Source organism: Bosea sp. RAC05 (genome assembly GCF_001713455.1).
Taxonomy (GTDB): Bacteria; Pseudomonadota; Alphaproteobacteria; order Rhizobiales; family Beijerinckiaceae; genus Allobosea.
Genome location: NZ_CP016464.1, coordinates 1,822,620 through 1,845,908 on the forward strand (window position 1 = coordinate 1,822,620; position 23,289 = coordinate 1,845,908).

At 68.7% G+C, this 23,289-nt stretch carries 17 protein-coding genes; 11 read left to right on the plus strand and 6 right to left on the minus strand.

Translation table 11 applies throughout. The features are described 5' to 3' along the window. Positions 1-10: 10 nt before the first annotated feature. Positions 11-523, minus strand: coding sequence for a tyrosine phosphatase family protein (locus BSY19_RS12085; RefSeq protein WP_069054389.1), 513 nt, complete (start codon positions 521-523; stop codon positions 11-13). Between the two features lie 203 nt (positions 524-726). Between BSY19_RS12085 and BSY19_RS12090 the strand changes: the two genes are divergently transcribed. Further along, positions 727-1,290, plus strand: coding sequence for an acyl-CoA thioesterase (locus BSY19_RS12090; RefSeq protein WP_069054390.1), 564 nt, complete (start codon positions 727-729; stop codon positions 1,288-1,290). Positions 1,291-1,315: 25 nt separating this feature from the next. Here the strand turns inward: BSY19_RS12090 and BSY19_RS12095 are convergent, their stop codons facing one another. After that, a complete protein-coding gene (locus BSY19_RS12095) occupies positions 1,316-4,885 on the minus strand; it encodes a hybrid sensor histidine kinase/response regulator (protein ID WP_069054391.1) in 3,570 nt (1,189 codons plus the stop codon). 158 nt (positions 4,886-5,043) lie between these two features. Here BSY19_RS12095 and mscL point away from each other — a divergent pair, with 158 nt between their 5' ends. The 3 genes from mscL to BSY19_RS12110 all read left to right on the plus strand — a co-directional run bounded on the left by mscL (position 5,044) and on the right by BSY19_RS12110 (position 7,976). Next, positions 5,044-5,463 (plus strand): large conductance mechanosensitive channel protein MscL, encoded by a 420-nt coding sequence (gene mscL, locus BSY19_RS12100; RefSeq protein ID WP_069054392.1) that lies wholly within the window; start codon positions 5,044-5,046, stop codon positions 5,461-5,463. Between the two features lie 122 nt (positions 5,464-5,585). Next, the gene (locus BSY19_RS12105) at positions 5,586-6,776 is read left to right on the plus strand and encodes a pyridoxal phosphate-dependent aminotransferase (protein WP_069054393.1); all 1,191 of its coding nucleotides are present in this window, start codon (positions 5,586-5,588) and stop codon (positions 6,774-6,776) included. Positions 6,777-6,911: 135 nt separating this feature from the next. Then, positions 6,912-7,976: an AbrB family transcriptional regulator gene (locus BSY19_RS12110; protein ID WP_069054394.1), complete on the plus strand. Its 1,065-nt coding sequence runs from the start codon at positions 6,912-6,914 to the stop codon at positions 7,974-7,976. A 22-nt stretch (positions 7,977-7,998) separates the two neighbouring features. On the opposite strand, the gene BSY19_RS12115 is transcribed toward BSY19_RS12110, so the two are convergent. The 3 genes from BSY19_RS12115 to BSY19_RS12125 all read right to left on the minus strand — a co-directional run bounded on the left by BSY19_RS12115 (position 7,999) and on the right by BSY19_RS12125 (position 11,577). Next, positions 7,999-9,588 (minus strand): ABC transporter substrate-binding protein, encoded by a 1,590-nt coding sequence (locus BSY19_RS12115; protein ID WP_069054395.1) that lies wholly within the window; start codon positions 9,586-9,588, stop codon positions 7,999-8,001. Positions 9,589-9,684: 96 nt separating this feature from the next. Beyond that, the gene (locus BSY19_RS12120; RefSeq protein ID WP_069054396.1) at positions 9,685-10,626 is read right to left on the minus strand and encodes an SMP-30/gluconolactonase/LRE family protein; all 942 of its coding nucleotides are present in this window, start codon (positions 10,624-10,626) and stop codon (positions 9,685-9,687) included. Positions 10,627-10,671: 45 nt separating this feature from the next. Continuing rightward, positions 10,672-11,577 carry a LysR family transcriptional regulator gene (locus BSY19_RS12125; protein ID WP_069054397.1) on the minus strand — a complete coding sequence of 302 codons (906 nt, stop codon included), beginning with the start codon at positions 11,575-11,577 and terminating at the stop codon, positions 10,672-10,674. 245 nt (positions 11,578-11,822) lie between these two features. On the opposite strand from BSY19_RS12125, the gene BSY19_RS12130 reads away from it, so the two are divergent. From BSY19_RS12130 to BSY19_RS12160, 7 genes are all read left to right on the plus strand, one after another. Next, positions 11,823-13,259, plus strand: a complete 1,437-nt coding sequence (locus BSY19_RS12130) for an FAD-binding oxidoreductase (RefSeq protein ID WP_069054398.1) — start codon at positions 11,823-11,825, stop codon at positions 13,257-13,259. Positions 13,260-13,275: 16 nt separating this feature from the next. Next, the gene (gene glcE / locus BSY19_RS12135) at positions 13,276-14,463 is read left to right on the plus strand and encodes a glycolate oxidase subunit GlcE (RefSeq protein ID WP_069054399.1); all 1,188 of its coding nucleotides are present in this window, start codon (positions 13,276-13,278) and stop codon (positions 14,461-14,463) included. Between the two features lie 122 nt (positions 14,464-14,585). Further along, a complete protein-coding gene (gene glcF, locus BSY19_RS12140) occupies positions 14,586-15,962 on the plus strand; it encodes a glycolate oxidase subunit GlcF (RefSeq protein ID WP_069054400.1) in 1,377 nt (458 codons plus the stop codon). A 198-nt stretch (positions 15,963-16,160) separates the two neighbouring features. Continuing rightward, on the plus strand, positions 16,161-17,753 hold the full coding sequence (gene hisS / locus BSY19_RS12145; RefSeq protein WP_069054401.1) for a histidine--tRNA ligase: 1,593 nt from the start codon (positions 16,161-16,163) through the stop codon (positions 17,751-17,753). 223 nt (positions 17,754-17,976) lie between these two features. After that, complete coding sequence (locus BSY19_RS12150) at positions 17,977-19,089, plus strand: ATP phosphoribosyltransferase regulatory subunit (protein WP_069054402.1); 1,113 nt, start codon at positions 17,977-17,979, stop codon at positions 19,087-19,089. Next, positions 19,086-20,087 carry an ATP phosphoribosyltransferase gene (hisG, locus tag BSY19_RS12155; protein WP_069054403.1) on the plus strand — a complete coding sequence of 334 codons (1,002 nt, stop codon included), beginning with the start codon at positions 19,086-19,088 and terminating at the stop codon, positions 20,085-20,087. The genes BSY19_RS12150 and hisG overlap by 4 nt, the downstream gene beginning before the upstream one ends. A gap of 355 nt (positions 20,088-20,442) precedes the next feature. Beyond that, positions 20,443-20,925 carry an META domain-containing protein gene (locus BSY19_RS12160; RefSeq protein WP_069054404.1) on the plus strand — a complete coding sequence of 161 codons (483 nt, stop codon included), beginning with the start codon at positions 20,443-20,445 and terminating at the stop codon, positions 20,923-20,925. 87 nt (positions 20,926-21,012) lie between these two features. Here the strand turns inward: BSY19_RS12160 and BSY19_RS12165 are convergent, their stop codons facing one another. Continuing rightward, entirely contained in the window at positions 21,013-23,109 is a 2,097-nt protein-coding gene (locus BSY19_RS12165) for an ABC transporter ATP-binding protein/permease (RefSeq protein ID WP_069054405.1), read from the minus strand. Between the last annotated feature and the right edge of the window lie 180 nt (positions 23,110-23,289).

Genomic DNA, 23,289 nt, shown 5'->3' on the forward strand with positions numbered 1-23,289 from the left:
GCGGGGCGATTCAGTCCCATGTCAGCCGGAAAGGCGTGCCTTCGAAGGCGTCCGCCCCGCGCCCGATCCCGGCGATCGCCTCGCGCATGCGCCCGTCGCGGCCAAGCATGGCGTCGGCGATGGCGACGAGCCGGGCATTGGGCGTGGCGGAGGGGGAGGCCTTTCGCAGACGGGCGGCCAGCTCCGCCTCGTCGCGTTCCGGCGCCAGCGCGCAGGCGGCGATGTAGGCGGCCGCCGTCGAGCGGCTGATGCCGGCCCAGCAATGGATCAGGATCGGCGCGGTGCGGTCCCAGCGTCGCGTGAAGGCGAGGAAGCGCTCGACATGCGCCTCGGCCGGCACGACATGGCCCTCCATCGGCGCGCTGATGTCGGACAGGCCGAGGAACAGGTGGTTCGCCTCGCTGATGCCGGCCGGGCGCTCCACGGCGGTGCCGACATTGATCAGCGTGACGAGATGGCTCGGTCGCACGGCGGCGACGGTCTCATGCAGCTTCGACAGCGGGGAGACATGCAGGGTCGGCATTGTGAGGTGTCCGGCTGGGGCGTGCGAAGGGCATAATCCACCCGGGCGCGGCCGTCATCCCAGGCCCGCCATTCTCGCCGGCGCAGTCTGGATGACGACGGGACGGGACCGCGAGGCCGCGTGCGGCGGGCTGGTTCGTTTACATGTGAACCATCCTGCCCTAGAAGGTCTCGACCGGGGCCATGTCCTCGCGAGAGTTCGCCATGAATCTCTGGTTTCGCCTGATCTGGCTCCTCGTCACGAGCCCCTTCCGTCCGCGGCTGGAACCGCTGGCCGAGCCGTCGCGGCTGTCCTTTCGCGTCTGGCCTCATGATCTCGACACCAGCCTGCACATGAACAACGGCCGCTACTGGTCGCTGATGGATCTCGGCCGCACCGACCTGATGCTGCGCACGAAGCTGTGGCGGGCGGTGTTGCGCCACCGCTGGGTTCCGGTGGTCAATGGCGGCATGATCCGCTTCCGGCGGGAGTTGCGCGCCTTCCAGCCCTTCCGCCTCGACACCGAGATCCTGTGCTGGACGCAAACCTGGCTGGTGATCGAGCACCGCCTGGTCACGCGGGGCCGGGACGGCACGGAGACCGTCGCGGCCCATGCGCTCGTCCGGGTGGCGCTTTATGACCGCGCGGCGCGGGCCTATGTGCCGGTGGCGCGGCTGATGACCGAGATCGGGACGCAGGCGGAAAGCCCCCCGCCGCGGCCGGATGTCGACGCCTTCCTCGCCGCCGAGGACGCGATGCGCAGTACCGCCGCCAGCGCCACCGCCTGACGCGCCCATTCGGCGCCTTCGCCGCTCATTCCGCGGCGAAGCGTGTCGCCCGCCACTGGGCCAGCAGGGCGCGCAGGGCGCCGGGCTTCAGCGGCTTGTTGAGCAGGTGGACGTCGAGCGCCGCGGCCGCCTCCCGCACGTTGGGGGAGCGATCGGCGGTCAGCAGGATCGCGGGCAGCGGCAGGCGCGATCGTTCGCGCAGGGTGCTGATCGCGGTCAGGCCGTTGCCATGGTCGAGATGGTAGTCGGCGATCAGCGCATCCGGTGCGGCACGCTTCTGCAGCGCCATCGCGGCGTCCAGGCTCGCCGCCGTCGTGACCTGGCAGCCCCAGCCCTCGAGCAGGCGCTTCATCCCGTCCAGAATGGCGGGCTCGTTGTCGATCACGAGGAGCTTCAGCCCGGCGAGCTGCCCGGCCGGCACCGCGCGCGGCGCCGGGCCGGTGCTCATCTCGGGCAGCGGCGAGGCGCGTGGCACCAGCACGGCGAAGCGGCTGCCCCGGCCGGGCACCGAATCGAGCGTCAGCTTGTGATCGAGCGTGCGGGCGATGCGCTGGACGATCGACAGGCCGAGCCCGAGCCCGCGGGCCACCTTCGCGCCCTGGTCGAGGCGCTGGAACTCGCGGAACACCGTCTTCTGCTTGCCCTGCGGAATCCCGAGCCCGGTGTCGAGCACCTCGACCGAGACTTGCCCGCCCCGCCGGCGAAAGCCGATCAGAACCTTGCCGCTCGGCGTGTACTTGATCGCGTTCGAGACCAGGTTCTGGAGCAGGCGCCGCAGCAGGCGCCGGTCCGAGCGCACGGCGAGGCTCGTCGGCATGAAGACGAGCTTGAGACCCTTCTCCTGCGCGCTCGGCTCGAATTCGCGCTGGAGCTGGCGCAGCAGTTCGTCGAGCCGGAACGACGTGATCTCCGGCTTCATCGCTCCGCCGTCGAGCCGCGAGATCTCGAGCAGCGCGGTCAGGATCTCCTCGACGGCATCGAGCGAGGCGTCGATGTTCTCGGCGAGATCGGGGCTGCCGGCGGCGCGGTCGCGCTCCACCAGCGAGGTCGCGTAGAGCCGCGCCGCATTGAGCGGCTGCAGGATGTCGTGGCTGGCCGCGGCGAGGAAGCGCGTCTTCGAGGCGTTGGCCTCCTCGGCCTCCGCCTTGGCGCGCTGCAGTTCGGCGTTGACGCGCAGGATTTCCTCGGTGCGCTCGACGACGCGCCGCTCGAGGCTCTCATTGGTCCGCTCGAGTTCCTCCTGCGCCGCCACGGCCTCGGTGATGTCGGTATAGGTCGTGACGAAGCCGCCATCGGGCAGCGGGTTGGTCCGGATCTCGATGACCTTCTTGGACGGGTAGAGCTTGAGCCGGACCGGCTCGCGGTCGCGCACGAAGCTCTGCAGCCGCGCCGCCATCAGCTCGTCCTGCTGGCCGTCGCCATAGGCGCCGCGGGCGGCGTTGTAGCGCACGATCTCGTCGAGGCCCGTCCCGAAGCGGACCATCGAGGAGGGCAGGTCGTAGAGCTGGATGAAGGCCTGGTTCCAGGCGAGCAGGCGCAGGTCGCGGTCGAGCACCGTGATGCCCTGGCCGGCATGGTCGAGCCCGTGCTGGAGGATGTCGCGGTTGTACTGCAGCGCCGCGGACGCGTCGTCGAGCAGCTTGAAGGCGGCTTCGGTGGTGAGGTTGCGCCGCCGCAGCAGCAGCGACAGCACGAGCCGCGAGGAGGCGGCGCCGATGGCCGACGAGAGCAGATGCTCGCCGAAGCGCAGCAGGTGGATATCCGCATCCCGTGTCGGATGGGGTTCCTCGCCGCGGCTGCTGGCGAAGCCCTCGAAGGCGCGCTGCGTCCGCTCCTGGCCGAGATAGCGCCCGATGGTCGATTGCAGCTCGGATTCGGTGACGCTGGAGCGCCAGAGCGAGAAGGATTGCGCCATTGTCGCCCGGTCCGATTCGACGAAGGCGTTGGCCTGCAGGCGCTCCATCGCGGTGGCCGGCCGCAGCAGCGAGAAGCCGATATAGGCGAGCAGGTTGAGGCCCATGCTCCAGAACACGCCATGCGGAAGGGGCGGCAGATCGAGCCCGAACAGCGCCTCGGGTCGCAGCGCCGCATGGCCGAACAGTCCGTTGGCGACGACGTCGTTCCAGATGCTGCCCGGACGCACCAGGCTCGGCATCAGCAGCGTATAGGCCCAGGTGGCGAGACCGACGATCAGCCCGGCCGCGGCGCCCAGCGCCGTGCCGCGGCGCCAGACCAGCCCGCCGAAGAAGGCTGGTGCGATCTGCGCCGTCGCCGCGAAGGACAACAGGCCGATCGCGACCAGGGCCTGCTCGCCGGCCGCCCGGTAATAGGCGTAGCCGAGCAGGATGACGCAGAGGATCGCAACGCGCCGGATGATCACGACCTGCGAGCCGAGATCGCCGCCCATCGTGCCGTTGCCGGCCCCCTGCCGGTCGATCGTCGTGGCCGAGCCGGTCGGATCGCTCAGCGCCCGGCGGCCGCGCAGCAGCACCGGCATGACGAGATGGTTCGAGATCATGATCGCCAGCGCCACCGAGGCGACGATCACCATGGCGGTCGCCGCCGAAAGCCCGCCGACGAAGACCAGAAGCGCGAGCAGCCCCTGCTGCTGCTGCAGCGGCAGCAGCAGGACCGTCATGTCGCGGTCGATGCCGTTGCCCGGCATCAGCAGTTCGCCCGCCATCGCCAGCGGCAGCACGAAGAGGTTGATCAGGACGAGGTAGAGCGGAAACATCCAGGCGGCGCGGCGGACGTCCCCCCTGTCGCGGTTCTCAACGATCGTCATGTGGAACTGGCGCGCCAGCAGCAGCGCGGCGCAGGCCGACAGCAGCGTCAGAGTCAGGAAGGTCGGCCAGCTCGAGGTCCGCTCCCAGATCGGCGCGGCGCCGCTTGGCAGATGTGCGGCCTGGGCGAAGAGGTCGCCGGGCCCGTCATAGAGCCCGTAGACGATGAACACGCCCAGCACGAGGAAGGCGACGAGCTTGACCAGCGATTCGACCGCGATGGCCAGCACCAGCCCGTCCTGGTGCTCGGTGGCGTCGATATGGCGCGTGCCGAAGGCGCAGGCGAAGCCGGCCAGCACCATCGCCACGAGAAAGGCGAGATCGGTCAGGACGGGCGCGTCCGCGGCCGCAGGCCGGCCGCCCGTCGCTGCCAGCAGGACGGAGAGCGAACTCGCCACGGCCTTGAGCTGGAGGGCGATGTAGGGGAGCGCGCCGATGACCGCGACCAGGCAGACCAGCGCCGCCACGCGCTCGCTCTTGCCGTAGCGCGCGCCGACGAAGTCGGCGACCGAGGTGATGTTCTGCGACTTCGCAATGCCGACGATGCGCGAGACGAAGCGGTGGCCGAAGCCGATCACCAGGATCGGCCCGACATAGATGCCGAGGAAATCGAGCCCTGCGCGGCTGGCGAAGCCGACCGACCCGTAGAAGGTCCAGGAGGTGCAGTAGACGCCGAGCGCCAGCGCATAGATCGTCGCGCGCGCCCGGCCGCTGACGAGGCGGCGGCCCGATGTGTCGGCGGCATGCGCGATCGCAAACAGCGCGCACAGATAGGCCAGCGCCACGAGGACCACGGACCAGGCGGGGATCATTCTGCCTCCATCGCAGCCGCGTCACCGGCCGGACCTTAGAGGAGGAGATCGAAGCGAGGAAACAGGTTTCCACAGAGCCGCTTCTTCCTCTAGCGTCATCACAGAGACGCAGCACGGCCGAGCGAGATCGGCCGACCATCACCGGAAGGGTCTGAAGCATGATCGAGGAATTCAAGAAGTTCGCGTTGAAGGGCAACGTCGTCGATCTTGCGATCGGCGTCATCATCGGCGCGGCCTTCAGCAAGATCGTCGATTCGCTGGTGTCCGACATCATCATGCCGTTCTTCGGCGCGCTCGGCGGCCTCGATTTCTCGAACTATTACGTCGGCCTGAACAGCAGCGTCACGGCCCCGGTCCTCGAGGAGGCCAAGAAGCAGGGCGCGGTCCTGGCCTATGGCTCGTTCATGACCGTCGCGCTGAATTTCCTGATTATCGCCTTCGTGCTGTTTCTGGTGGTGAAGGGCATCAACCGGCTGCGCCGCGCCGAGGAGGCGAAGCCCGAAGCGCCGACCCCGCCGGCGGCGGACGTGGTCCTTCTCACCGAGATTCGCGACCTGCTGAAGCAGAAGACGGTCTGACGGACGCGCGATCGGTCGCGTCGATTCATCACCGCGACCGATCGACCCGATCTCGCGATTTCATGCCTGCGCGCGCCGTCATCGGCTAAAGCAGTGCGGTCTAACCTGTGAGGTCGCCCACGATGTCCACCGCTCCTGTCGCCGGCACCAGCCTGCTGTCGTCGCTGCGCCCCGAGGCGCGCAACGCGCCGGAAAGCGGCATCGTCGAGGTCGTCAATCACGGCCGGATGAAGGAGGGGCTGATCCCGCTCTGGGTCGGCGAAGGCGATCTGCCGACACCCGACTTCATCGCCCGCGCCGCCAACGCCTCGCTGGCCGCCGGCGAGACCTTCTACACCTGGCAGCGCGGCATCCCGGACCTGCGCGAGGCGCTGGCGCGCTACCACACCGCGCTCTACGGCCGGCCCTTCGGCATGGACTCCTTCTTCGTCACCGGCTCGGGCATGCAGGCGGTCCAGATCGTCGTCCGCATGATCACGGGGCCCGGCGACGAGGTCGTCATCCCCACGCCGGCCTGGCCGAATGTCGCCGCCGCGATCGGCGTCGCCGGAGCGATCCCCGTCAATGTGCCGATGGACTATGTCCAGGGCCGCTTCTCGCTCGACCTCGGCCGGCTGGCCGCGGCCATCACCCCGAAGACGCGCGCCATCGCCATCAACTCGCCTGCCAACCCGACCGGGTGGACGGCCACGAAGGATGAACTGGCCGCCATCCTGGAGTTGGCACGCCAGCACGGCCTCTGGATCATCGCCGACGAGATCTATGCCCGCTTCGTCTATGACGGCTCCGCCCGCGCCGCCTCCTTCCATGACGTGATGGAGCCGGAGGAACGCGTCCTCTTCGTCCAGACCTTTTCGAAGAACTGGGCCATGACGGGCTGGCGCGTCGGCTGGATCGAGGCCCCGCCCGCCTTCGGCCAGGTCATCGAGAATCTGATCCAGTACTCGACCTCCGGCGTTCCGGTCTTCGTCCAGCGCGCCGCCATCGCCGCGCTCGACGAGGGCGAGCCCTTCGTCACCGAGCAGATCGCCCGCGCCACGGAAGGCCGCCGGATCATCGCGGAGGGGCTGAAGGCCACCAACCGGGTCACCCTGTCCCCGCCCGATGGGGCGCTCTACCAGTTCTTCTCGGTCGATGGCTGGCAGGACAGCCGGGCGCTCGCCATCGACCTGGTCGACAGGGCCAATGTCGGCCTCGCGCCCGGAACCGCCTTCGGCCCCGGCGGCGAGACGGGACTGCGGCTCTGCTTCGCCCGCAAGGCCTCCGATCTGGTCGAGACCGTCGCCAGGCTGCAGCGCGCCCTGGCCGGCTGAGGGCGGCCGGAGAGCCGGCGCTCAGGCCCGGCGCGCATGACGGCCGTGCGTCACGCGGGCCGCCCGCCAAATTGACCCCGGCGCGACCTGTCGCCATGACAGTTATGCTGCATTGCAGCAGCGCGGCGGGGCATCATGGCGCAACCGGGTCATACTTCGAAGACGCTGACGGTCCTGTCCCAGGAGGCGATCGTCATCACCATCGCCGCGATCGGCGGCGCGCTGTTCTCGCTGCTGGGCGCGCCGGCCGCCTGGCTCTCCGGCGCCATGATCCTGAGCGCGCTCGTCGCGTTCGTGCGGCCCCTGCCGGTGCTGCGCCGCTCCTGGTTCGATTCCACCGTGCTGCTCTCGGGGACGATCATCGGCTCGGCCGCGACGCCCGAGGCCCTGGCTGCGGCGGTGCGCTATCCGGCCTCGCTGGTCGTCCTGCTCTTTGCCATGGCCGGCATCATGGCCGCCACCGGCGCCTATCTGCGCTATGTCGCGCGCTGGTCCTGGCTCGATGCGCTGCTGGCGGCGGCGCCCGGGGCGCTTGCGACGGTGCTGGCGGTCGCCCAGTCGAAAGGCGCCAATATCGGCCGCATCTCGGTGGTCCAGCTGTTTCGCCTGCTCGTTCTGGTCGCGCTGCTGCCCAGCCTGATGCAGCTGACGGGGCTGCATTCCGACCTCCCGACGCCGCCGGCGAAGATCCTCGATGCCTGGACGATGCTCCTGCTGCTGCTCGCCGGCTTCGGCGTCGGGCTCGTGCTCGACCGCATGGGCGTGGCGGCGCCGATGATGTTCGGCGCGACGCTCGCCAGCGCCGTGGCGCATGGCACCGGTCTCGTCGAGGGCAGCCTGCCGCCTCCGGTGCAGATCGCGGTGCTGGTCATGCTGGGCTCGACCATGGGCGGGCGCGTCGGCGCCATCCCGCGGCGCGAGCTTCTGGGGCTGTTCCCGCTGGCTGCGGGGGGCCTGCTCGTCTCGCTTGGCGTCGCCTTCGCCTTCGCCTGGCCCGCCGCGCTGCTGGCGGGCGTGTCATATGCCGATTCGATGACCGCCTTTGCGCCCGGCGGGCTCGAGGCCATGGCGATGCTCGCCTTCGCGATGGGGCTCGACACGCTCTATGTCGGCTCGCACCACCTGATGCGCTTCCTGATCATCGGCTTCGCCATGCCGTTCCTGATCGACCGGATCCCGGGCCGCCCGCCGGAGCGCTGAGGCCCGGCGGGCGGCGGAGGCATCAGTCGACGCCGATCGTCGTCAGGTCCTGGAACCAGTGCTGGGCCAGCACGAACTTCTTCACCTTCGGCGAGAGCGCATGCGGGTTGGTGTCGTGCACCACCCAGCCGAGCACCGCGTCGTCGACGATCAGGCTGTGCACCTTGGCGAGCAGCTCGTCCTGCTTAGCGACGTCGAAGCTCTTGGCGGCCTCGTCGAGCAGCGCATCCACCGCCGGGCTCGACCAGGTCCCCCAGTTCACGCCGACCGGCGCGACCTGGCTGGAGTGGAAGAAGCGGATGATCGCATAGAGCGGGTCCGAGGTGACATAGGCGACGTTGTTGGCGGTGACGTCGGCGTTCATCTCGTCCTTCGCGCCCTTCCGCCAGCGCGTGTAGAGCACCTCGAGCTCGACGACCTTGAACTCGACCTCGATGCCGACATCCTTGAGGTTCTGCTGGATGAACTCGTTCATCGGCAGCGACTGCATCTGGCCCGAGCCGCCCTGGGCGATGACGAAGGTGGTCTTGAGCGGCTTCTGCTTGGAATAGCCGGCCTCGGCGAGCAGCTTCCTGGCGGCTTCCGGGTCGTACTTGATCTGGAAGGTCGGCTTGCCGAACCAGGGGCTCGTCGGGTCGACCTGCCCGATGGCCGGGCGCGCCAGCCCGTTCAGCAGGGCGACGATGCCCTCGCGGTCGATGGCGAGGTTGAGCGCCTTGCGCAGCCGCACATCGGCCCAGGGCGAGCCGGGCGCGACCGAGAGGTGGTAGTTCCAGACATGCGGCGTCACGTTCTCGACGATCCGCATCTTCGCCGACTTCAGCTGCGGCACGGTGTCGGGCGCCGGCGTCTCGATCATGTCAACCTGGCCGGTGATCAGCGCATTGGTCCGCGCCAGAACCTCCGGCATCGGCAGCAGGATCAGCCGGTCGACCTTGGCGAGGCGCCGCTTGTCCCAGTAGTCGGCGTTCTTGACCAGTTCGGCGCGCTCGCGCGGCACGAATTTGTCGAGCTTGAACGGGCCGGTGCCCGAGGGCGTCATCGCGAACTTGTCCCAGTCCCGGCCGACCTTCTCGTACTGGGCGGGCGAGGACACCAGGAACCAGAGCATCTGGTAGGGGAAGAAGGAATCGATCGCCTTGGTGGTGATCTCGACCGTCCTGGCATCGACCACGCGGTAGCTCGCCACCGATGGCAGCCGCGGCCTCACCTGCGCCGCCTGGCGGCGGTCGTAATGCGGCGCCTTCTCGTCCAGCACCTTGTCGAGGTTCCAGACCACGGCGGCGGCATCGAGCGTCGAGCCGTCATGGAACTTCACGCCCTCGCGCAGCGTGAACAGCCACTTCTTCGGGTCGGTGGGATCGACCTTCCACTCGGTGGCAAGCCCCGGCATCAGCTTGCCCGGCCGGTCGGCGACGTCCATCTCCCAGGCCACGAGCGGGTCGTAGATCGTGTAGCCGGTGAATTTATAGGCGCCGGCGCCGCGATCGGGCTGGCCGGAGGTCAGTGGGATGTCGGCCAGCGAAATGCCGTAGCGCACCACGGACTCGGCCTGCGCACCGCTGGCGAGCGAAAGGGCGACGGCGGCCGACAATGCCAATCGTTTCAACATGCATGCAACTCCAGTGGGGAAGATGCATGCACTTCAGCAAGCGGTGTGCCATGGCCGCTGCCCTCGCGAACACGTCATCGAGAGCGCTTGCGTCGCTCAGCGTGGGCCGGGCCAGACGGCTCCGTTCGTGTTGGTCATCACCGCATAGAGCGAGCTGGTGCCGCAGATGAACAGGCGGTTGAGCCGCGGGCCGCCCCAGCAGACATTGGCGACGACCTCGGGGATTGCGATCTTGCCGATCAGCGTCCCGTCGGGGTGATAGACGTGGACGCCGTCGGCGGCGCTGGTCCAGATTCGGCCCTCGACATCGAGCCGGAAGCCGTCGAACAGGCCGGCCGTGCAGGTGGCGAAGACCCGCGAATCCTTCAGCCGCGTGCCGTCGGCAGAGACCTCGCAGGCGCGGATGTGGCGCGGCCCATGGACCGGATCGTGGCTGGCGCCGGTGTCGGCGATGTAGAGGATGCGCTCGTCGGGCGAGAAGGCGAGCCCGTTGGGCTTGACGAAATCATCCGCGACCAGGCTCAGCGCGCCGCTCTGGCCGTCGATCCGGTAGACATGGCAGGCGCCGATCTCGCTCTCGGCCCTGTTGCCCTCATAATCGCTGAGGATGCCGTAGTCGGGATCGGTGAACCAGATCGACCCGTCCGACTTGACCACGACGTCGTTGGGCGAGTTCAGCCGCTTCCCCTGCCAGTGGCTGGCCAGCACGGTGACCGAGCCGTCAGGCTCGGTGCGCGTCACCTGCCGGCCGCCATGCTCGCAGGTGACGAGTCGGCCTTCGGCGTCGACCGTGTTGCCGTTGCTGTTGCGCGCCGGCTGCCGGAACACGCTCGTCTGCCCGCTCATGGCGTCGAAGCGCAGCATCCGGTCGTTGGGGATGTCGGAGAAGACCAGCGTGTTGTGCGCCCGGAACCAGGCCGGCCCCTCCGCCCAGCGCGAGCCGGTCCAAAGCCGCTCGACGCGGGCCGAGCCGGGAATGATGCGGTGGAAGCGGGGATCGAGCACGGTCGAGCCCGTGCCTTCGAGAATGCCGAACATGGAACCTGTCTCCGCCTGCGTGCTGCCGATGAGCCCGTCTTACGTTTACAGCGTCAGCCCGGCGTCCCAATAGGGCGTCTGGCCATAGAGTTCGGCGAGGTAGTCGACGAAGGCGCGCACCTTCTGCTCCATGTGCCGGCGGCTTGGATAGACCGCGTGGATGGCGACGCGGCTGCCGACCGAATAGGCCGGCAACACCCGCTGCAGCGCGCCCGACTTCAGCTCCGGCCCGACATCCCAGGTCGAGCGCAAGGCGATGCCGAGCCCCGCCAGCAGCGCCTCGCGCACGACCTCGCTGGAATTGGTCCGCAGCGGGCCGGCGACGCGTACCGTCACCGGCCCGTCGGGGCCGTCCAGCGTCCAGTGGTCGGTGTTGTGGGCGATCAGCGTATGGCGCGAGAGGTCCTCGATCGTCGCCGGAACGCCCGCTGCCGCGAGATAGCCCGGCGTCGCACAGAGCACGCGGTGGTTCGGCGCGAGCCGCTTCGCGACCAGGCTCGAATCGCGCAAATCCGCAATGCGGATGGCGAGATCGAAGCCCTCGCCGACGATGTCGATGAAGCCGTCGCCGAGCACGAGTTCGACGCTGACCAGCGGATGCGCGTCGAGGAAGGGCTTGAGATGCGGCGCGATGTGCAGCCGCCCGAAGGAGGTCGGCGCCGAGACCCGCAGCGTGCCGCGCACCTGCCCGGCCCCACTCGCCACCCAGGCCTCGGCATCCTCGATCGAGGACAGGATCGAGACGACCCGCTCGTAGAAGCCCTGTCCGGCCTCGGTCAGCGAGAGCTGCCGGGTCGTGCGTTGCAGCAGCCGCACGCCCAGCCGCTCCTCGAGCCGGCGGATGCGCTTGGAGATGACCGCCGGCGACAGGTTGAGCTGTCGCCCGGCGGCGGACATGCTGCGCGCCGTCACGACATGGGCGAAGACGTCGAGGTCGCCGAACCGGTCCATGGCTGCACAGATCCCTCGTCGATTTTTTCGACTATGGAAAAGATCATGCGCGTCGGTCGCACTGCAAGTCGTTTCGAATTGGTCTAGGGTCTCACAGGTCTGCCAGCGTGAGCCCTCATCCTGAGGAGCCGCGAAGCGGCGTCTCGAAGGATGCTCCAGTGCGCTCTGGATCATCCTTCGAGACGCGAGCTTTGCTCGCTCCTCAGGATGAGGGCTGAGGGTGGCCGGAGACGCAGGAGTTCACGATGTCCGCCATCGCCTTCCCCATTCCCGACCAGAGCATCCTCGCCCGCCGCGAGGAGATCGTCGCCGGCCTCGCCACGCTGGTCGCGCCCGAGGCGCTGATCACCGCCGAGGACGAGCGGCGCCCCTATGAGACGGATGCGCTGACCGCCTATCGCCGCCTGCCGCTGGCGGTGGTGCTGCCCTCGACCACGGCGGAGGTCGCGGCGGTCCTGAAGTTCTGCGGCGAGCAGGGCGTGCCGGTGGTGCCGCGCGGAGCGGGCACCTCGCTCGCCGGCGGCGCCATTCCGCAGGAGGATGCCGTCGTCATCGGCGTCTCCAAGATGAACCGCATCCTTTCGATCGACTATGCCAACCGCACCGCGAAGGTGCAGGCCGGCGTCACCAATCTCGCCGTCACCGGCGAGGTCTCGGCCGAGGGCTTCTTCTACGCGCCCGACCCGTCCTCGCAGCTCGCCTGCTCGATCGGCGGCAATATCGGCATGAACTCCGGCGGGGCGCATTGCCTGAAATACGGCGTCACCACCAACAACGTGCTCGGCGTCACCATGGTGCTGCTCGACGGCAGCATCGTGGAGGTCGGCGGCGCCCATCTCGATGCCGCCGGCTACGACATCCTCGGCCTGATCAACGGCTCCGAAGGCCAGCTCGGCATCATCACCGAGGCGACGGTGCGCATCCTGCGCGCGGCGGAAGGCGCCAGGCCCGTGCTGTTCGGCTTCCCGACCAGCGAGCAGGCCGGCGCGGCGGTGGCGGCCATCATCGGCGCGGGCATCATTCCCGTCGCGATGGAGTTCATGGACAAGCCCGCCATCGAGATCTGCGAGGCTTTCGCCCATGCCGGCTATCCGATGGATGTCGAGGCGCTGCTGATCATCGAGGTCGAGGGCTCCGACACCGAGATGGACGCCCAGCTCGCCCGTATCGTCGCCATTGCGCGCGAGCACGGCGTCAAGACGGTCAAGGAGAGCAAATCGGCGATGGAGGCGGCCGCGATCTGGAAGGGCCGCAAATCCGCCTTCGGCGCCACCGGCCGCATCGCCGACTACATCTGCATGGACGGCACCATCCCCACCGGCCAGCTGCCTTACGTGCTGCGCCGCATGGCCGAGATCGTGAAGGGCTATGGCCTGCGCGTCGCCAATGTCTTCCATGCCGGCGACGGCAATCTCCACCCGCTGATCCTCTACAACTGCAACGACCCGGTCGAGGCGCAGAAGGCGGAGGATGCCGGCATGGACATCCTCAAGCTCTGCGTCGAGGTCGGCGGCTGCCTGACCGGCGAGCACGGCGTCGGCATCGAGAAGCGCGACCTGATGACCTTCCAGTTCAACCCTGAGGATCTGAACCAGCAGATGCGGGTGAGGGCGGTGTTCGACCAGCGCTGGCTGCTCAACCCGGCGAAGGTGTTCCCGCTGGAAGGGCGGGTGGCGGCGTGACGATCGGCTTGCAGCAATGACCCTCCACATCCCCACCACCGAGGCGCAGGCCTGCGCCATCGTGAAATCGGTGATCGACAGCGGCGTTCCCCTGTCGATCGGCGGCGGCGGCACGCGCGCCGGGCTCGGCCGCCCGACGCAGACGCAGAGCACGCTCTCCAGCGCCGGCCTCACCGGCATCACGCTCTATGAGCCGGCCGAGATGGTTATCGCCGCGCGCGCCGGCACGCCGCTGGCCGAGGTCGAGCGCACGCTTGCCGAGCGCGGCCAGATGCTGCCCTTCGAGCCGATGGACCACCGCGCGCTGCTGGGCACGGATGGAGAGCCGACCATCGGCGCGGTTGCGGCCGGCAACATCTCCGGCCCGCGCCGGATCAATGCCGGGGCCGCGCGCGATTCCCTCATCGGCATCCGGCTGGTGAACGGCCGCGGCGAGGCGATCAAATCCGGAGGGCGGGTGATGAAGAACGTCACCGGGCTCGACCTGGTGAAGCTCGTCGCCGGCAGCTACGGCACGCTCGGCTTTCTCACCGAGGTCACCTTCCGCGTGCTGCCGAAGCCGGAGCGCATCCTGACGCTCGCCTGGCGCGGCCTTTCGGACGAGGCGGCGGTGGCGCTGCTCTGCACCGCGCTCGGCTCGCCCTATGAGCCCTTCGCCGCCTCGCATCTGCCGGCCGGCATCGGCGCGGCCCAGCCCCGCACGCTGCTGCGGCTGGAGAACTTCTCCGACTCGATCGACTATCGCAGCCGCGAGCTGATCGCGCTGCTGGGGGCCCATGGCGCACCCGAGCGGATCGAGGGGCAGGATTCGGTCGAACTCTGGCGCGATGTCCGCGACGCCCGCGTCTTCGCCGGCACCGACGAGGCCATCTGGCGGCTGTCCGTCGCCCCTACCGCGGGTCCGAAAGCAACCGCTGCCATCGCGGCGCGGGTGCCGGGCGCGCGCTGGTTCTATGACTGGGGTGGCGGGCTGGTCTGGCTCGCGGTCCCCGCCGGCGCGGATGCCGCGGCCGACGCGATCCGCACGGCGATCAGGCCGCTGGGCGGCCATGCCACGCTGGTGCGCGCGCCGGCCGCCATCCGCGCGAGCGTGCCGGTGTTCGAACCGCTGCCGGAGCCGCTGATGCGGGTAACGGCGGGCATCAAGACGAGCTTCGATCCGGCGGGGATTTTCGAACCCGGCCGGATGTATGCGGGGGTGTGATGACCCTCATCGTCATGGTCGGGCTTGTCCCGACCATCCACGTCTTCTTTTCAGCCGCGTCGCAAGACGTGGATGCTCGGCACAAGGCCGAGCATGACGGTGAGTGAGCCGGATATCAGACCATGCAAACCAATTTCAGCCCCGCCCATCTCGCCTCGGACCCGCGGCTTCCGGCCTCGGAGAAGATCCTGCGCACCTGCGTGCATTGCGGCTTCTGCACCGCGACCTGCCCGACCTATCTGCTGCTCGGCGACGAGCTCGATTCCCCGCGCGGGCGCATCTACCTGATCAAGGACATGCTGGAGAACGGCAAGCCGGCGACCGCGGAGGTCGTGAAGCATGTCGATCGCTGCCTCTCCTGCCTCTCCTGCATGTCGACCTGCCCGTCCGGCGTGCATTACATGCACCTCGTCGACCATGCCCGCGCCCATATCGAGGAGACCTATGAGCGCTCCTGGCACGACCGGCTGCTGCGGCGCGTGCTGGGCGCGATCCTGCCCTATCCGGGCCGCTTCCGTGTCGCGATGCTCGGCGCGATGCTGGCGAAGCCTTTGGGGCCGGCGCTCGGCGCGCTGCCGCTGGTGGGCGCGCGGCTGAAGGCGATGCTGGCGCTGGCGCCCTCCAAATTGCCCTCGCGCTCGCCGATGGAGGGGCCGCAGAGCTTCGCCCCCGCCACGACGCCTGCGGGCAAGCGCGTCGCCATTCTCTCCGGTTGCGCCCAGCCGGTGCTCGACCCCGCCATCAACGAGGCGACGATCCGGCTGCTGACCCGCCACGGCGTCGAGGTGGTGCTGCCGAAAGGCGAGGGCTGCTGCGGCGCGCTCGTCCACCATATGGGCCGCGAGCACGATGCCCACGCCTTCGCGCGCGCCAATATCGACGCCTGGACGGCCGAGATCGAGGGCAAGGGCCTCGACGCCATCCTGATCACCACCTCGGGCTGCGGCACGACGATCAAGGATTACGGCTTCATGTTCCGCAACGAGCCGGCCTATGCGGCCAAGGCGGAGCGGGTGTCGGCGCTGGCCAAGGACGTCACGGAGTTCGTCGCGACGCTTGATCTCGTGCCGGTGCGGGATGTCGCCATGCCGATCGCCTACCACTCAGCCTGTTCGATGCAGCATGGCCAGCAGCTCAAGGATGGGCCCAAGCGCCTGCTCTCGGCCGCCGGCTTCGCGGTGAAGGAGGCGCCGGAGGGGCATATCTGCTGCGGCTCGGCCGGCGTCTACAACATCCTCCAGCCGGAGATCGCCGGCCAGCTGCGGGAGCGCAAGGTCGGCAACATCCAGAAGACCAAGCCGATGCTGGTCGCCACCGGCAACATCGGCTGCATGACCCAGATCGCGAAGGGCTTCGCCGACCGCGGCGCCACCACCCCGGTGGTCCACACTGCCGAACTGCTCGACTGGGCGACGGGCGGACCGTTGCCGGAGAAGCTCGCGCAGGCGGGCTTGGCCGATCGCCCGCTGCGGGAGGTGGCGCGGGTGGCGGCGGAGTGACGAGCCACGCCGTCATGCTCGCCCTTGTGGCGAGCATCCACGTCTTGAACACAGGCCTCGGCAAACGAAGACGTGGATGGTCGGGACAAGCCCGACCATGACGGGCAAGGTTTCGCAAGCCGCAAACCCTTGCCCCATCCGCCCGCGCAAGCTACCGAACGGCCCAATCCCGCCGTCGAACACACGAAACGAACGCCCATGTCCGTGGACAAGCCCGCCCCCGCCAAGCTCAAGGCCCGCCAGCCGCGCGGCTTCGTCGATCGTGGCCCGGCCGATGTCGCCGCCACCGAGCGCATGCTGGCGGTGATCCGCGAGAGCTTCTCGCGCTATGGCTTCGATCCGGTCGAAACGCCCTTCGTCGAGTACACCGACGCGCTCGGCAAGTTCCTGCCCGACCAGGACCGGCCCAACGAGGGCGTCTTCTCCTTCCAGGACGATGACGAGCAGTGGCTCTCGCTGCGCTACGATTTGACCGCGCCGCTCGCCCGCTATGTCGCGGAGAATTACGACGCGCTGCCGAAGCCCTATCGCAGCTACCGCGCCGGCTATGTCTTCCGCAACGAGAAGCCGGGCCCGGGCCGCTTCCGCCAGTTCATGCAGTTCGACGCCGACATCGTCGGCGCGGGTTCGGTCGCGGCCGATGCCGAGATTTGCATGCTCGCCGCCGACACGATGGAGGCGCTCGGCATCAAGCGCGGCGACTATGTCGTCAAGGTCAACAACCGCAAGGTGTTGGATGGCGTCATGGAGGCGATCGGGCTGGGCGGCGAGGAGAATGCCGGGCGCCGGCTGACGGTGCTGCGCGCGATCGACAAGCTCGACAAGTTCGGGCCGGAGGGCGTGCGCCTTTTGCTCGGCGAGGGTCGGAAGGACGAGAGCGGAGATTTTACAAAGGGCGCGGGGCTGGCACCCCATGCCATTGATAAGGTGCTGGCATACGTGTCGGCGCAGCCCTCCGTCGGGACTGACGTCAGCGGCTCAGCAGACAGAGCGACAATCACGCGCTCGTTCACAAACATAGCGACCATCGATCAACTGCTGGGCGCTTTTGGCGAAAACGCCTTATGCGTCGAGGGGCTTGAGGAGCTCCGGCAGATGGCGGTTTTGACGGAGGCGGCAGGCTATACGTCCGCTCGCATTCTTATCGATCCGTCGATTGTCCGCGGCCTCGAATACTACACCGGCCCTGTCTACGAGGTGGAGCTGACCTTCGAAGTCCCCAATGACCAAGGCCAGGTCGTGCGTTTCGGCTCTGTCGCGGGCGGGGGGCGCTATGACGGGCTGGTCGGCCGCTTCCGGCCCGAGCCTGTGCCGGCGACGGGCTTCTCGATCGGCGTGTCCCGGCTCTACACCGCGCTGAAGGCGGTGAAGTCGCCCATCGTCGATCAGAAGAACGAACTGCCGCTCGTCGTCGTCACGGCGATGGACAACAAGTCGCCGGAGTTCATGCCGGGCTATCAGGCCTTCGTCTCGACGCTGCGCCAGGCGAAGGACGACAACGACAAGCCGCTCTGCCGCGCCGATCTCTATCTCGGCTCATCCGGCTTCAACGCCCAGATGAAATATGCCGACCGCCGCGGCGCCGTCTGCGCGATCATTCAAGGGTCTTCGGAACGCGAGGCCGGCACGGTGGTGATCAAGGACCTGATCCTCGGCGCCGAACTCGCCGCCGCCTCCCGCGATGTGAAGGATTCCGCCGAGCACAAGGCCAAGCAGGCGGAGGCGCAGTTCTCCGTGCCGGTCGAGGGGCTGGTCGAGGGTGTGAAGACGGTGCTCGCGCGGCATTCGTGAAGCTCTCCCCCTCCCCCTGGTGGGGAGGGGATAGGGGTGGGGGGCGAATGACTGGGTGAGCGTTGTACCCAGTCGTTCGCCCCCCACCCCGGCCTCCGCTTCGCTCGGCCGACCCTCCCCACCAGGGGGAGGGAGACGGGAAGCGTTCACCCATTTCCCTCAAATGCCTCGAAAATCGCGCCCGCCGCTGCTAGGACAGCGCCCGTAACAGGATGAAGCCGCCGTGCCCGCGACCGCTGCCAGCATCGAGACCGTGATCGCGCTGTTCGCGCGCGAGGGCTATGCCCGCGCCGAGCCCGCGATCCTGCAGCCGGCCGACGTCTTCCTCGATCTCTCGGGCGAGGACATCCGCCGCCGCATCTTCATGACGCAGGATGCCGATGGCCGCGACTGGTGCCTGCGGCCGGAATACACCATCCCCGTCGCGCTCGATCACATCGCGTCTCGCCGCACCGAGCCGGCGGCCTATGCCTATGCCGGCCCGGTCTTCCGGATGCGCTCGGGCGAGCCCGGCGAATTCGCGCAGGCCGGCATCGAATCCTTCGGCCGTGACGACTTCGCCGCCACCGATGCCGAGATCATGGCGCTGACGGTCGAGGCCACCGCCGCGCTCGGCCTCGCAAGCCCGAAGATCCTGATGGGCGACGTCGCCCTGCTGGGTGCGCTGCTGGACGGGCTGTCCGTGCCGGCCGGCGCGCGCCGCCGCCTGATGCGCGCCGTCGTGCAGGGCCGCGGCGTCGAGGCTGTCGAGGCGCTCGATCCCCCGGTCGCCACCGGCGAGACCGCCCATGCCGGCCTGCTCAAGGCGCTGGAGGGGCAGGACCCCAAGGCCGCGAAAGCCTTCGTCGAGGACGTGCTCTCCATCGCCGGCATCTCGACCGTCGGCGGCCGCAGCGCCTCCGACATTGCCGAGCGCTTCCTGGCGCGGGCCGCCGAGCGCGAGAACCCGGTCAATGGCGACGTCAAGGCGCTGCTGGCGCAGGTGCTGGCGATCAAGGGCGATCCCGACACGGCTTCCGCCGCGCTGCGCGCGCTCGCGGATCAGGCTTCGCTCGATCTCGGCCGCGAGCTCGACGCCTTCGACGAGCGCACCGGCTTCCTCGCCGTGCGCGGCGTCGATGTCGGTGCGATCGGCTTCCAGGCCGCCTTCGCCCGCAATCTCGACTACTACACCGGCTTCATCTTCGAGCTTCACGACGAAGGCCGCGGCGACGGCAAGCCGGTCGCCGGCGGCGGCCGCTACGACCAGGTGCTCGGGCGCCTCGGTGCGGCCGCGCCGATTCCGGCCGTCGGCGCCTCGATCTGGCTCGAGCGCCTGGCGGGAGACGCCGCATGACCGACATTGCCGCTAAAGACTCGGCCGCCAACGACGCCCCGCTCGTTCTCGCCGTGCCCTCCAAGGGCCGGCTGCAGGAGAACGCCACAGCCTTCTTCGGCCGCGCCGGCTTGAAATTCGTCAAGTCGCGCGGCGAGCGCGACTATCGCGGCACGATTGCCGGCGTCGAGGGCGCCGAGGTCGCGTTTCTCTCGGCGTCCGAGATCGTCGCGCAGCTCGCCTCGGGCGCCGCCCATCTCGGCATCACCGGCGAGGACCTCGTGCGCGAGCAGGTCGCGGATGCCGATGCCGCGGTCGAGATGCTGACCCCGCTCGGCTTCGGCCACGCCAATGTCGTCGTCGCCGTGCCGCAGGCCTGGATCGATGTGCGGACGATGGCCGATCTCGACGACGTCGCCTCCGCCATGCGCAGCCGCCAGGGCCGCAAGCTTCGGGTCGCGACGAAATACGTCAATCTGACCCGCCGCTTCTTCGCCCGTCACGGCCTCGCCGATTACCGCATCGTCGAGAGCCTGGGCGCCACCGAAGGCGCACCCGCCGCCGGCACGGCCGAGATCGTCGTCGACATCACCACGACCGGCGCGACGCTGGCCGCCAACGCGCTGAAGATCCTCGACGACGGCGTGATGCTGGCCTCGGAAGCCAATCTCGTCGCCTCCGTGCGCGCGCCCTGGGGCGAGCGGGCGAGGGCGGCCGCCAACGCCATCCTGTCGCGCATCGCGGCCGAGGAGGAGGCACGCTCCGTGCGCGAGATCCGGGCGACGCTCGGCGCTCCGTCCGACACGCTGGGCGATCTCGGCGCCCTGTTCGGCGCGCGGCTGCCCTTCGGGGCGAGCGCGGCGTGCGGCGTGCTGACGGTGCATTGCCCGGAAAAGGCGGTCTTCGCGCTGGTCGAGCATCTCGCCGCAGCCGGCGCCGACGACGTCACGGTCTCCGCACCGGCCTATGTCTTCCGCAAGGCCAATCCGCTGATCGAACGCCTGCAGTCGCGGCTCTGAAGACCGCTCGCGTGGTTTCGGCGGGCGCCTCCAAGCGAGGCCGCCGCTGGGGGGCAGGCGGCCTCGCCGGTCGCTGACGGCTCCGGGGGGATGAAGCCGTCCGCTGGACGACGTCACGTGGACGTGTGAGGCGATACGCTGTCGACCGGCCAGTGGATGCGGCCGCGGACACAAAAATCAGCTCCGCCGCCCATCGTTTCGACATCGTCGCCGGCGATGACGGGTCCGGGACGGCAGGGTGGCGCAGCTTCGCGGTTGATCGCGGCGCGATAGGCGGCTACGCGCTTTCCCACGAGGCCGGCGATGCGTTAGGGTCGCGCGGAAATTTCAGGTTCGACGACCGGGTAAGACGATCATGATTCGACGCCTTGGCTATGCCGCCATCCTCGCCGCCATAGCCGCGCCCGTGCTGATGCCGAGCGATGCGCAGGCCCAGCGCCGCCAGCAGATGCCGTCGCGCGAGGAACTCGGGCAGCAGGCTCCGGCCGTCCAGCAGCAGCAGGAAAAGACCTTCCCGCTCGGGGCCTCCTGGACCGCCGTCTCGCTGAACGGCAAGTCGATCGCCGACCGCCGCGCCACGCTGCAGGTGGACGCCAATCTGCGCGGAACGGGCTTCGGCGGCTGCAACACCTTCTCGGCCTCGGCCTATCCGCTGCGCTCGCAGGGCTTTGCGGTCGGCCCGCTCGCGCTGACCAAGCGCACCTGCGACAAAGGCCAGTCGGAGTTCGAGCGCGCCTTTCTCACGGCCCTGCGCGGCACCCGCAACTGGGACCTCGTCGAGGGCAAGCTCGTCCTGAAGGGCGCGGCCGGCGAACTGCGCTTCGACCGCGGCTTCTGACGCGGCCTCGCCCGATCCTCGACCGTCATCCCGGGACGACCTTCGGTCGCCCAAGATGACGGCTTGGGTCTCAAGCCAAGGCGCCGTTCACGCCTCCGCCGGCAGCTTCGCCGTCATGCGCGGCGTATAGGTGCCGTCCGGATTCGGCTCCATCGTCACCACCGCATCGTGCATCTCGCGCAGGGTCGAGCGATGGCCGATCGAGACCACGCGGGTCTGCGGCAGGGCCGTGTCGATGGTGGCGTAGAGTTCGCCCTCCAGCTTCTCGTCGAGCGAGGCGGTCGCCTCGTCGAGGAACAGCCAGTCGGGTTTCGCCAGCAGTGCCCGCGCCACCGCCAGCCGCTGCTGCTCGCCGCCCGACAGGCGCTGGCCCCAGAGATCGATCTCGTCGAGCCGGTCCTGCAGATGGCCGAGCTTGACCTTCTCCATCGCGGCGCGGATCGCCGCGTCGTCATAGGCGTCGGCTTCCGCCGGATACGCCATCGCAGCGCGCAGCGTGCCCTGCGGCAGGTAGGGGCGCTGCGGCAGCAGCATGACCTCGGCGTCGGCGGGAATGCCGACGCGGCCCTCGCCGAACGGCCAGATGCCGGCAATCGCCCGAAACAGCGTCGATTTGCCCGAGCCCGATGGCCCGATCAGCAGCGTCCGCCGCGCCTGGCCGAGATCGAGACTGTCGACGCGCACGATCGGCGCGCCATTGGGCAGCGTCAGCACCGCGCCGCCGACATGCACGTTGCGATCGGGCGCGCGCTCGCGGTGGATCGTCTTGTCACCGACACCGGCCGCCTGCGCCTGTGCGATCGCGGTCTCGAAGCTCGTGAGACGGTTGATCGAAGCGAGGTAGGACGCGATCGACTGGTAGCTGTTGATGATGAAGGAGAGCGCCGACTCGACCCGGCCGAACGCCGAGGAGGTCTGCGTCAGGGTGCCCAGCTGGAACTCCTTGGCGAAGTAGCCGGGGGCCAGCAGCAGGAACGGGATGACGACATTGGCCTGGTTGTAGGACAGCGTGAAGCTCGTGATCTTCAGCTTGCGCCACATCAGCTCGAAGAAATTGGCCACGATGGCGCGGAAGCGCTGGCCGAGATGCTGCAACTCGGCCTTCTCGCCGCGCATCGAGGCGATCTGTTCCGAATATTCGCGCAGGCGCGCCATCGAGAAGCGGAAATCCGCCTCGCGCCGCTCCTGCTCGAATTCGAGCGGGATCAGGTGGCGGCCGATCAGATGCGTGATCCAGGTCGCCAGTGCCGCATACAGGAACGTCGCCCAGAAGATGAAGCCGGGAATGATGATGTCGGTGCCCGGCACCTTGATCGTCACGGGCAGCGACCAGAGGATGATCGAGAACGAGACCAGCGTCGACACCTGCGTGAGCAGCGTCAGCGAGAAGGCGTAGGTCTGGTTGAGGAAGGCGCGCGTGTCTTCGGCGATGCGCTGGTCGGGATTGTCGGCGGTTCCGGCCAGCGACATGCGGTAATGCGCGCCGCTCGACAGCCAGCGGCTGTTGTAGTCGGCGGCCATGTATTCGCGCCAGCGGATCAGCAGGACCGACTGCCCGACGATCTCGACCAGGTTGCTGATGACCGAAATCGTCGCCCAGACACCGAACACCCAGATCAGCTGATACCAGAACGCCTGGACATCGTAGTTCTGCAGCGCGTTGTAGAAGTCGCGGTAGAAGAAATTCAGCCTCAGCGCGATGCCGACCTGCGCCTGGTTGAGCACCACGAGGAAGACGATCAGCGCCACCGCGAGCCGGCCGAGCCTCACCCGGTAGCGGCCGAGCAGCCAGAGATTGGCCTCGGTCGAGACGTCGGAGAGAAAATAGGGCGACGAAATCCGCGCGATCCGTTGGACCACAGGGGCAAACGAGATCGCGTAGATCAGGATGCCGAAGACCGCGACCGTGGTCGCCAGGCTCGCCGGCGGGGCGACCGCCATCCAGTCCTTCGGCCAGAGCCCCGCCTGCGCCAGCAGCGCGCCGCCGCCGAAGACCACGAATTCGGTGCCGAAGATGCCGGAGAAGATCTTCAGGAAGAAGGCGATCTCGGTCGAGCGATACAGCGCCGCTGCCAGCAGAGCACCGACGACGCCCATCCCGATCGTGCCGGCGTTGCCGCTCTGCTGGCCTGTGACGAGCGCCACGACGGCAAGCAGGGCGACGGCGAAACTCAACTTGCGCATCGGCAGGTCCTGATCAGAGCTGGAATCGCGGAGAAGCCGCGGCCCCGACCATGTCGCAGCCGATGCGGCCGTTCAATGGCGCAGCGTCAAGATGAGCAAATTGTCATGCCGCGATGGGCCCGCCGCAATGAAACAGGCCCGGCGCGAGCCGGGCCTGGCCGTGTCGGCGAAAGGAGGCGG

Coding starts and splice junctions, on each gene's coding strand:
- BSY19_RS12085 (WP_069054389.1), bottom strand. CDS start 523: ATGCCGACCCTGCATGTCTCCCCGCTGTCGAAGCTGCATGAGACCGTC.
- BSY19_RS12090 (WP_069054390.1), top strand. CDS start 727: ATGAATCTCTGGTTTCGCCTGATCTGGCTCCTCGTCACGAGCCCCTTC.
- BSY19_RS12095 (WP_069054391.1), bottom strand. CDS start 4,885: ATGATCCCCGCCTGGTCCGTGGTCCTCGTGGCGCTGGCCTATCTGTGC.
- mscL (WP_069054392.1), top strand. CDS start 5,044: ATGATCGAGGAATTCAAGAAGTTCGCGTTGAAGGGCAACGTCGTCGAT.
- BSY19_RS12105 (WP_069054393.1), top strand. CDS start 5,586: ATGTCCACCGCTCCTGTCGCCGGCACCAGCCTGCTGTCGTCGCTGCGC.
- BSY19_RS12110 (WP_069054394.1), top strand. CDS start 6,912: ATGGCGCAACCGGGTCATACTTCGAAGACGCTGACGGTCCTGTCCCAG.
- BSY19_RS12115 (WP_069054395.1), bottom strand. CDS start 9,588: ATGTTGAAACGATTGGCATTGTCGGCCGCCGTCGCCCTTTCGCTCGCC.
- BSY19_RS12120 (WP_069054396.1), bottom strand. CDS start 10,626: ATGTTCGGCATTCTCGAAGGCACGGGCTCGACCGTGCTCGATCCCCGC.
- BSY19_RS12125 (WP_069054397.1), bottom strand. CDS start 11,577: ATGGACCGGTTCGGCGACCTCGACGTCTTCGCCCATGTCGTGACGGCG.
- BSY19_RS12130 (WP_069054398.1), top strand. CDS start 11,823: ATGTCCGCCATCGCCTTCCCCATTCCCGACCAGAGCATCCTCGCCCGC.
- glcE (WP_069054399.1), top strand. CDS start 13,276: ATGACCCTCCACATCCCCACCACCGAGGCGCAGGCCTGCGCCATCGTG.
- glcF (WP_069054400.1), top strand. CDS start 14,586: ATGCAAACCAATTTCAGCCCCGCCCATCTCGCCTCGGACCCGCGGCTT.
- hisS (WP_069054401.1), top strand. CDS start 16,161: ATGTCCGTGGACAAGCCCGCCCCCGCCAAGCTCAAGGCCCGCCAGCCG.
- hisG (WP_069054403.1), top strand. CDS start 19,086: ATGACCGACATTGCCGCTAAAGACTCGGCCGCCAACGACGCCCCGCTC.
- BSY19_RS12160 (WP_069054404.1), top strand. CDS start 20,443: ATGATTCGACGCCTTGGCTATGCCGCCATCCTCGCCGCCATAGCCGCG.
- BSY19_RS12165 (WP_069054405.1), bottom strand. CDS start 23,109: ATGCGCAAGTTGAGTTTCGCCGTCGCCCTGCTTGCCGTCGTGGCGCTC.